General features: G+C 71.5%; 7 protein-coding genes and 1 pseudogene. 2 read left to right on the top strand and 6 right to left on the bottom strand.

The window, feature by feature from the left end:
* Window positions 1-890 (top strand): alpha/beta hydrolase (locus HMPREF3086_RS14840; RefSeq protein ID WP_070722678.1); only part of this gene is annotated, 890 nt, incomplete at its 5' end.
* A 20-nt stretch (window positions 891-910) separates the two neighbouring features.
* Here the strand turns inward: HMPREF3086_RS14840 and HMPREF3086_RS14835 are convergent.
* From HMPREF3086_RS14835 to HMPREF3086_RS14815, 6 genes and pseudogenes are all read right to left on the bottom strand, one after another.
* Window positions 911-2,089, bottom strand: coding sequence for a lipid-transfer protein (locus HMPREF3086_RS14835; RefSeq protein ID WP_061227437.1), 1,179 nt, complete (start codon window positions 2,087-2,089; stop codon window positions 911-913).
* On the bottom strand, window positions 2,086-2,535 hold the full coding sequence (locus HMPREF3086_RS14830; RefSeq protein ID WP_061227438.1) for a MaoC family dehydratase: 450 nt from the start codon (window positions 2,533-2,535) through the stop codon (window positions 2,086-2,088). The genes HMPREF3086_RS14835 and HMPREF3086_RS14830 overlap by 4 nt, the downstream gene beginning before the upstream one ends.
* Window positions 2,532-3,644, bottom strand: a complete 1,113-nt coding sequence (locus tag HMPREF3086_RS14825; protein WP_061227439.1) for a bifunctional MaoC family dehydratase N-terminal/OB-fold nucleic acid binding domain-containing protein — start codon at window positions 3,642-3,644, stop codon at window positions 2,532-2,534. Before HMPREF3086_RS14825 ends, HMPREF3086_RS14830 begins: the two co-directional genes overlap by 4 nt.
* Before the next feature lie 60 nt (window positions 3,645-3,704).
* Window positions 3,705-4,919, bottom strand: coding sequence for an acyl-CoA dehydrogenase family protein (locus tag HMPREF3086_RS19955; RefSeq protein ID WP_311199382.1), 1,215 nt, complete (start codon window positions 4,917-4,919; stop codon window positions 3,705-3,707).
* Window positions 4,920-4,985: 66 nt separating this feature from the next.
* Window positions 4,986-6,008: pseudogene (locus HMPREF3086_RS19950) on the bottom strand (acyl-CoA dehydrogenase family protein); the annotation flags it as partial.
* Window positions 6,009-6,109: 101 nt separating this feature from the next.
* Window positions 6,110-8,281, bottom strand: coding sequence for an acyl-CoA dehydrogenase family protein (locus HMPREF3086_RS14815; protein ID WP_070722675.1), 2,172 nt, complete (start codon window positions 8,279-8,281; stop codon window positions 6,110-6,112).
* Window positions 8,282-8,496: 215 nt separating this feature from the next.
* Between HMPREF3086_RS14815 and kstR the strand changes: the two genes are divergently transcribed.
* Window positions 8,497-9,255, top strand: coding sequence for a cholesterol catabolism transcriptional regulator KstR (gene kstR / locus HMPREF3086_RS14810; RefSeq protein WP_061916493.1), 759 nt, complete (start codon window positions 8,497-8,499; stop codon window positions 9,253-9,255).
* Window positions 9,256-9,545 lie beyond the last annotated feature (290 nt).

Genomic DNA, 9,545 nt, shown 5'->3' with positions numbered 1-9,545 from the left:
TCGCCGAGGCCCTGCGCCTGATCGTGCGCCCCGCCCTGGACCGGATGCCCGCGACCGACGCCTCGCTCGGGCGGCTGCGGGCCCTCACCTCGGGAGCGGGCCGCGCCGCCGCGCTGGAGAGCACCAACGACTGGTCGTGGGACGGGCCGGTGCCCGGCCTGTGGGTGGGCCGCAAGCGGTTCTTCGACTCCGACAAGGTGATCTACCACGTCCACGGTGGCGGCTTCGCGTTCGGATCCCCGTGGTCACACAAGGCGCTCGCGTCCCGGATCGCCAGCGAGACCGGCGTCCCGGTCTTCCTACCGGATTACCGGCTCGCGCCCGAACATCCGCACCCGGCGGCCACCGAGGACACCATCGCCGGCTGGGAGTGGCTGATCGAGATGGGGTTCCCGGCCGCGAACATCGTGGTCGCCGGCGACTCGGCCGGAGGCAACCTCGCCCTGCAGCTGGTGGCCCACCTCGAGAGGACGCGGGCGCCGATGCCTGCAGGCGTCGTGCTGCTCTCCCCCTGGGTCGACCTGGACTTCACGGACATGACCGAGCGGGACCGGGCGCGCAAGGACCCGTTCCTCGCCCTGGGGCTCGCCGAACTGTGCCGACGGCAGTACGCGCCCGGGGTGGACCCGGACGATCCGGCCATCTCCCCGATCAACTACGAGCCGTCCCCGGACTGGCCGCCGTTCCTCATCCAGGCCGGCGGCCAGGAGATCTTCCGGGGCGGGATCGAGCGCATGGCAGAGAACTTCGCCGAGCACGGCGTGCGCCACGAGTTCCAGCTGTGGCCGGACCAGTTCCACGTGTTCCAGGTCTTCCACCCGCTCGTCCCGGAGGCGCGGGTCGCGGTCCGCGACATCGGCTCGTTCGTCCGGGGGTGCCTGCGCCGCTGAGCCGGCGGCGCTGGCGCGTGTCAGGGCTGCGCGGTGAGGACGAGTCCCGAGGTGGGCACGCCGGTCCCTGCGGTGACGACGAGCTTCTCGGCGCCGGCGACCTGGTTGACCGACTCCCCGCGGAGTTGACGCACGCCCTCGGCGATGCCGTTCATACCGTGGATGTACGCCTCGCCGAGCTGGCCGCCGTGGGTGTTGAGCGGCAGCCGGCCGCCCACTTCGAGGGCACCCGGCTCGCGGACGAAGTCCTTGGCCTCGCCGCGCCCGCAGAAGCCGAGCTCCTCGAGCTGCATGAGCACGTACGGCGTGAAGTGGTCGTACAGCACCGCCATGTCCATGTCCTCGGGCCGCAGGCCCGACTGGGACCACAGCTGGTCGCCGACGATCCCCATCTCGGGCAGACCCGCGAGCTCGGGGCGGTAATACGAGGTCATGATGTATTGGTCCGGCCCGGAGCCCGAGGCCGCCGCCGCGATCGAGACCGGCTCGTGCGGCAGGTCGCGGGCCCGCTCGGGCGTGGTCACGACGATCGCCTGGCCGCCGTCCGACTCCTGGCAGCAGTCCAGCAGGTGCAGGGGCTCGGCGATGTAGCGCGAGGCCTGGTGCTCCTCCAGCGTGATGGGCTTGCCATAGAAGAACGCCGCCGGGTTGGCCGCGGCGTGCTTGCGGTCCACCACCGCGACCCGGCCGAAATCCTCGCTCGTGGCGCCGTACTCGTGCATGTAGCGCTGCGCGACCATCGCGACGAACCCGGCCGGGGTGGACAGCCCGTGCGGGTAGGAGAACGCGTTGTCCGTGCCCGAGGAGTTCACCTGGTGCACGAGCGCCGAGTTGACCTGGCCGAAGCGCATCCCCGAGCGCTCGTTGAACGCGCGGTAGCAGACCACGACCTCCGCGACGCCGGTCGCCACGGCCATCGCCGCCTGCTGGACCGTTGCGCACGCCGCGCCGCCGCCGTAGTGGATGCGCGAGAAGAAGTTGAGACCGCCGATACCGGCGGCGCGGGCCACGGCGATCTCGGTGTTGGTGTCCATCGTGAACGACACCAGGCCGTCGACGTCCGACGGCTGCAGACCGGCGTCGGCCACCGCCGCGCGGACGGCCTCGGCGGCCAGCCGGAGCTCGGACCGGCCGGAGTCCTTGGAGAAATCGGTCGCGCCGATGCCGACGATCGACGCCTTGTCCGCGAGGGAGCTCACTGCGGGCCTCCGTTCATGTAGAGGGTCGCGGTCGAGGTGACATGCGCGCCCAGCGAGTCCGTGCCGACGATCTTCAGCGTGACCAGCCCGTCGCCATCGATCCCCGTGACCTCACCCGTGAGGGTCAGGGAGTCGTACGCGTACCAGGGCACGCCGAGGCGCAGCTTGATCGAGGTGATGCGCGCGCGCTGGCCCGCCCAGTCCGTCACGTACCGCTGCACGAGGCCGGTGTCGGTGAGGATGTTGACGAAGATGTCCTTCGAGCCCTTGGCGTGGGCCAGGTCGCGGTCGTGGTGCACGTCCTGGAAGTCCCGCGTCGCCAGGGCGGAGGCCACGATGAACGTCGGCGTCCCCTCGATGGTCAGCTCGGGCAGCCGGTCCCCCACCGTGGCGGCGGGCGGTTCGGCGGGGCAGATCACGTCGGTCACCGCACTGTTCTCGCTCATTTGCCGCCACCTTCCTTGACCTCGGGCATCTGACGGTCGATCGGCGCAGTGCCAGCGGGGCGCCACGCGTAGAGGGTCCACGGCTCGGTGCCGAAGGCCGCGTCCTCGGACTCATCTCCCGGCATGTCGAGGAACTCCACCTCGACCTCCATGCCGATGCGGACCTCCGCCGGGTCGACGTCACGCAGCTCGCCGAGCATGCGCACACCCTCCTCCAGCTCGATCAGCGCGATGACGAACGGGAACTTCGTCCGGCCCGGCACCCGCGGCGCGTGGTGGACCACGAAGCTGAACACCGTGCCGCGGCCGGAGGACACGACGTAGTCGGTCTGCTCGGACCTCTCCTTCCACAGCGCCGGCACGGGCGGGTGCTGCAGGGAGCCGTCCTCGCGCTTCTGGATGCGCAGCTCGCGGGCGGCGACGCCGTCCCAGAAGAACCGCGTGTCGTGGGAGACCGACGGGCGCAGGACCTCGCCCACCACCAGGTCGTCGGTGGCCGAGCCGGAGCTGGCGACGATCCGCTCCTCCGACGAAGCCGAGCCGGCCGGCTCCGCGGTCTTGGCCGGCGGCCGGAACTTGAGGATCCGGAAGTCCATCTCGGCCACGACCTCATCGCCGACGCGCCAGTAGTTGCGGGTGGTGAAGAACCAGCCCTCGCCCAGGCCCGTGGTCTTGGGGCCCACCACGTCCACCAGCACGGACTCGATGGTCACCTCCTCGCCCGGGCGGGTGTAGCGGTGGTAGACCGAGTCGCAGTTGGTCGCGACGACCGAGGTGAATCCCTCGGCGTCGAGGATGTCGGTCATGCGGCCGAGCGGGTCGTCGGCCTCGCGGGTCTTGCCGAGTCCGCGCATCGTCCACACCTGCGCCATCGCGGGCGGGGCGACGAGTCCGCCGTGGCCGGCCGCGACGGCCGCCTCCTCGGTCTCGTAGATCGGGTTGGTGTCGCCGATCGCCTCGGTCCAGTTGCGGATCATCGGCAGGTTGATGGGGTCGCGGCCCGCGCGGCGGGCGCTGCCGCCGGAGGCCTTGACCTCGTCGGCCGCGGCGAGGATGCGCGCGGCGCGCTCGTCGGTCACCGTGTCGTCGAACACCGTGTCGTCACTCATGGGTGCCTTCTCGTCGGGGTGGGGTGCGCAGCGGGGCTGCGCTGGCGGACGGGGTCGGTGTCAGCGCGCCGTGCGGGGCATGCCGAGGCCGCCCATGCAGACCAGCTCGCGCATGACCTCGTTGACGCCGCCGCCGAAGGTGATCACGACGTTGCGTTTGTTCATCATGTCGAACCAGCGCTGCAGCGCCGCCGTGTCGGGATCGGTGGGGTCGCCGAAGCGGCCGAGCAGCTCCTCGACGATCCGGCCGACGTGCTGGATCTTCTCCGTGGAGAACACCTTCGACGCGGCGGAGTCGCCCATCGACGGATTGTCCCCAGTCGACGAGACCTGCCAGTTGAGCAGCTCGTTGAGTCGGACGATCGCGAAGATCTCCGCGAGACCGCGCCGTACCTCGGGCCGGTCCAGGTGGCGGACGCCGTCGACGCCGGTGCCGCGGGCCCAGGCGGCGAGCTCGTCGTAGTACCCGCCCGGCCGGCCCGACGGGGCGAGCATGACGCGCTCGTGGTTGAGCTGCGTGGTGAGCATCTTCCAGCCCCCGTCGACCTCGCCCACGACCATGTCCGCCGGGACGCGCACGTCCGAGTAGTAGGTCGCGTTGACGTGGTGGGCGCCGTCGCAGGTGATGATCGGCGTGAACGAAAAGCCGGGGTCGGTGGTGTCCACGATGAAGATCGTCAGCCCGCGGTGCCGGGAATCGGGGGTGCCGGTGCGGGCGGCGAGCCAGATGTAGTCGGCGTGGTGCCCGCCGGTGGTCCACATCTTCTGCCCGTTGATGATCCAGTCGCCGGTCGCCTCGTCCTTGCGCGCCGTGGTGCGCAACGCGGCGAGGTCGGTGCCGGCGTCGGGCTCGGAGTACCCGATCGCGAAGTGGATCGTCCCGTCGAGGATCCCCGGGAGGAACTTCTCCTTCTGCTTCTCGGTGCCGTACTTCTGCAGAGTCGGGCCGACGGTCTGCAGCGTCACCGAGGGCAGCGGCACGTCGGCGCGGGTGGCCTCGTTGGTGAAGATCTGCTGCTCGATGTGGCCGAAGCCCTTGCCGCCGTACTCGGTGGGCCAGCCCACGCCCAGCCAGCCGTCGCGGCCCATCCGCGTGATGATCTCCGCGTAGGTGTCGCCGTGACGCGTGGTCGCGATGTCCGCGGCCTCCTCCGGCGAGATGAGGGTGGAGAAGTACTCGCGCAGCTCGTCCTGCAGCGCGCGCTGCTCGGCGGTGAGGTCGATGAACGCGCCCTCGGCGTCGGCGGCGTCCGCGTCGCCGGAGGCGGGCGCCACCTGCCCCACCGGGTCGGCGGCGATCGCCGCGCCCAGCGCGTCGAGGTGCAGCTGCGCGCCGCCGACGAAGCGGGCGAGGTCCTTGACCGCAGAGGAGTACTTGAACATCGGGTACGTGACGTCCACGCCGACGCCACCGTGGAGGTGGTGCAGGAGCTGGACGGCGCGCGGACCCTCGGTCGCCAGCCAGTACGCGCCGATCGTGGGATCGGTCTCGTAGCGGTCACCGGGCCCGGCCAGCCCCTCGGAGATCCGCCACGCCACCGACTGCGCGATCACGTGCAGCGTCTGCGAGACGATGTAGACGTCCGCCAGTTCCTGCTGCACCGCCTGGAACGAGCCGAGCGGCTTACCGAACTGCACCCGCTCCTTGAGGTAGTCGGCCGTCATGTCGAGCGCGCCGGCCACGAGGCCGTCGCCGTGGGCGATACAGGCGGCCAGGACGAGACGCCGGAACTCCTCGAGGACCGACTCCGATCCCGAGCCGCGGAGCACGTCGTCGTCGTCGACCTGCACGCCGTCCAACCGCATCGCGTACTCGGGCACGCCCAGGGAGCCGAGGGTGGGGGTGAGGGTGACGCCGGGGGCGTCGGGGGCGACGACGACGAGGACGGCACCCTCGGGCGTGGTCGCCGGCACGAGCACGTGACGTGCCTGGGCCGCGTACCGCACCGATGTCGCGGTCCCGGTGAGCTTCCCGCCCTCGAGCCGTACGGTGGGCTCGAGCGGCAGGGGGCTGCCGGGCTCGGCGACGGCGGCGGTGAGGATACGTCCGTCCTCGATGCCGGAGAGCAGTCGCTTCTGCTGGTCCGCGGTGCCGAGGGTGACGATCGGCAGCACGCCCAGGCCCAGCGTCTCCAGGGCGGGGATCACCACGCCCGCACGGCCGACCTCCTCGAGAACCACGGCGATGTCGGCGGGCGTGAGGTCGTCGCCGCCGAGCGCTGCGGGCAGGCCGAGCGAGAGCAACCCGGAGGTGGCGAACGCCGACCAGAGGCGCTCGTCGAAGCCGGCGTCGTCGACACTGCGGCTGGGCAGCGCGGTGAGCAGTTCCTCGGCCGGGGCGGCCGTCGACAGCGCGCCGGCCACCGCCTCGGCGACGGCGGCCTGGGTCTCGGTACGCGTGAAGTCCACGATCAGTCCTGTTCGGATACGGGGGCGGAGAACGGGGCGGGGGTGGCAGGCGGTGGTCAGTCTCGGGGCAGGCCGAGGATGCGCTCGCCGACCACGTTGAGCAGCACCTGCTCGGTGCCGCCCGCGATCGACAGGCAGCGGACCATGAGGAACTTGCGGCCCTGCTCGGTGAACTCGACGCCGCCGGTGCCGGTGAGCTCCAGGCCGAACTCGGCGATGTCCTGGCGATGGCGCACGCCGACGATCTTGCGGACGCTCGACTCGGCGCCCGGCCCGGAACCGGCGAGGCTGCGCAGCGCGGTGCGCAGGTCCAGCAGGTTGCCCACGACGCCGTCGGCGACGTGCTTGCCGAACTCGTCCAGAACCAGCGCGTCGCCTGAGACCCCGGCCGCGTTGATGAGGCCGATGATCTCCTCCGCGGCGTCACCGAGGGAGGAGCCGCCGCCCATGGCCACGCGCTCGTTGGCGAGTGTCGTGCGGGCGATCTTCCAGCCGTCGTTGACCGTCCCGATCTGGAACTCGTCGGGCACGAACAGGTCCTCGAGGTAGACCTCGTTGAACAGGGCCTCGCCGGTGATCTCGCGCAGCGGCCGGGTCCGGATGCCCTCTGAGCGCATGTCCACCAGGAAGTAGGTGATGCCCTTGTGCTTGGGCGCGCCGGAGTCCGTACGGGCCAGGCACATGGCCCAGTCGGCCTCGCGGGCCAGCGACGTCCACACTTTCTGGCCGTTGAGCTTCCAGCCGCCGTCGACCTTCTCGGCGGTGGTGCGCAGAGCGGCGAGGTCGGAGCCGGCGCCGGGCTCGGAGAACAACTGGCACCACCTGATCTTGCCGGCCATGGTGCCCGGCACCAGCAGATCGGCGTGCTCGGGGGCGGCCTGCAGGATGGTCGGCACCGCCCAGCCGCCGATCGTGATGTCGTGGCGGGTGACGCCGGCGGACTCGAGTTCGGAGTCGATGAGCAGCTGCTCGGCCGGGCCCGCGCCCAGGCCCCACGGCTCGGGCAGGTGCGGCATGAACAGGCCGGTGTCGGCCAGGGCCTGCTTGCGCTCGTCGCCCTCCACGGCCGCGACCTTCGCCACCAGGGCGCGGATCTCCTCGCGCTTGGCGTCCAGCCCGTCGATCTCGGACAGGTCGATGTCGAGGTGACGGCGCCTGCCGGCGAGGGTGAGCTCGGCCAGGCTGCGTCGCCAGCGCGCGGAGCCGCCGATGATCTGGCGCAGCGCGCTCGCGCGCCGCATGTAGAAATGGGCCTCGTGCTCGAAGGTGAAGCCGATACCGCCGAGGATCTGGATGCAGTCCTGGGAGTTGCGCACGGCGTTGTCGAAGGCCAGCGCCCCGGCGACCGCGGCGGCGACGGGCAGCTCGGAGTCGGAGGAGGTGAGGTCCTCCGCCGCGACGGCGGCGTCCCACGCCATCGCGCGGACCTGCTCGGTGCGGCAGAGCATGTCGGCGGCGAGATGCTTGATGGACTGGAACGAGCCGATGGTGCGGCCGAACTGCTCGCGGATCTTGGCGTAGTCCACGGCGGTGGCGAGCGTGTAGTCGGCGACGCCCGCCGCCTCCGCCGCGGCCAGCGTGACGAACAGCTGGTGGACGTGCTCGGTGGTGATGCCCTCGAGGATCCGGTCGGCCGGGATCGTCACGCCCTCCAGGCGAACGCGGCCGATCGAGGCCGAGATGTCGTATGGCGTCGACGGGGTGACCGTCACGCCCGCGGTGCCCGCCTCGAGCAGCGCCCAGCGCGTGGCGCCGTCGATCTCGACGGGCAAGAGCAGTCCTCCGCCGGGGGTGCCGCCGTAGGCGATGCCGGGGTCGCCGGTGACCTCACCCGAGCCGTCCAGCGTCGCGGTGCCGATGCCCAGGCACACGCCCACCGGCAGGCCACCCTCGGCGAGGGTCTCCCCCAGCGCCTGCGCCACGGCCCCGCCCGCACGGGAGACCAGCACCCCGGTCAGGGCGGTGGACAGCACCGGGCCCGGCGCCATGTGGGCGGCTGCGGTCTCGAGCATGCAGGCCAGGTCGACGATCTCCGCGCCGGCACCGCCGTGCTCCTCGGCGATCGCGACACCGAACAGCCCCAGCTCGGCGAGTCGGGGCCACACCGCCTTCCAGGCTTCCGGATCCTCCTCCTGAACGCGTACCGTAGCCACGGGATCGGCGGACTTCGCCCAGGCCTTGATCGAACTCTGGATCTCGGTCTGGTCCGGTGTGGTGGCGATACTCACTGCAGGCTCCTCGACTCGGGCGGGGGACGCGTACCCGGCGCGGGACGCGAGGGCCCGCGCGTACACGCCTACAATAGAACGCGTTCTAGGTAACGTGTTCTAGAATGCACCAGTAGGGTCCGATCGGTACACCCGGGTCCCCGCCCGGTACGCCAACCCGAGACCGCCAGCCCGATCAGCAGTCCCGATCCGACCAGCGCAGAAGGTTCGTTGCCATGACCAAGAGCTCGACCGAGACCGGCTCCGCCGCCGCGTCCGCCGCCGCCGCTACCAGAGCCGACGAGCCCAGTACGTCGTCGCAACGCGAGCGCCGTCGCCGGATCCTCGACGCCACGTTGGCCTTGGCCGCCAAGGGCGGGTACGAGGCCGTGCAGATGCGCGCCGTGGCAGAGAAGGCCGAGGTCGCCGTGGGCACCCTCTACCGGTACTTCCCGTCGAAGGTGCACCTGCTCGTCTCGGCGCTCGCCCGCGAGTTCCGCCGGCTCGATCAGCGCACCGAGCGTTCGGCCCCGCCCGGCGACACCGCGCAGGAGCGGATGAAGGTCGTGGTGGAAATGATCACCAAGTCGATGCAGCGCGACCCGAACCTCACCGAGGCCATGACGCGGGCCTTCATGTTCGCCGACGCCACTGTGGCCAACGAGGTCGAGGAGGTCGGCTTCCTCATGGACCGCATCATCGCCCGCGCGCTGGCACAGGGCGAACCGGACGAACTCCAGCTCTCGATCGCGCGCGTGGTCTCGGACGTGTGGATGTCCAACCTTGTCTCGTGGCTCACCCGGCGGTCGTCGGCCGCGGACGTCGCCACCCGGCTGGCGCTGACGATCGACCTGCTGCTGGGCACCGACGATTCGCCCCGCCGCGCGCGCCTACACACGGCGATCGGAAACGGGAACGGCAACGAGGCCGGTGAAGCCGACGCCGCCACCGGGATTGCCAGCGCTGGCGGGGCAGCCGACGCCGCCACCGGATAGGGTCGCCGGGGCCACCGGGGCCACCGGGGCTGTCGCGGGACGGGGCCGCACAGTCTGACAGTGCGCGTGCGGCGGGGCACATGAGCGTTCCCACGCAACCGCTCCCCCGCCCGGCCGCCCGCTCCTCAATCTGGCGTCTCGCTCCTACGCCTGTCCGCCTGAACTGCAGCCGCCCCTCGCGATGGCGTCTTGCCCAGCCTTCGGGGCGAGCGAGACGCCATGGAGACGTGCGGCCGTGCGGGCTGCGGCGGGTGCGGGGCCCGGGCGCCTCGGGGGCGGGAGCCCGGGCC

Origin of the sequence: Dietzia sp. HMSC21D01 (assembly GCF_001815995.1) — a bacterium.
In the GTDB taxonomy this organism is placed as follows: Bacteria; Actinomycetota; Actinomycetes; order Mycobacteriales; family Mycobacteriaceae; genus Dietzia; species Dietzia cinnamea.
The sequence above is the reverse complement of the archived record's forward strand: the minus strand, read 5'-3'. Positions and strand labels throughout refer to the sequence as shown.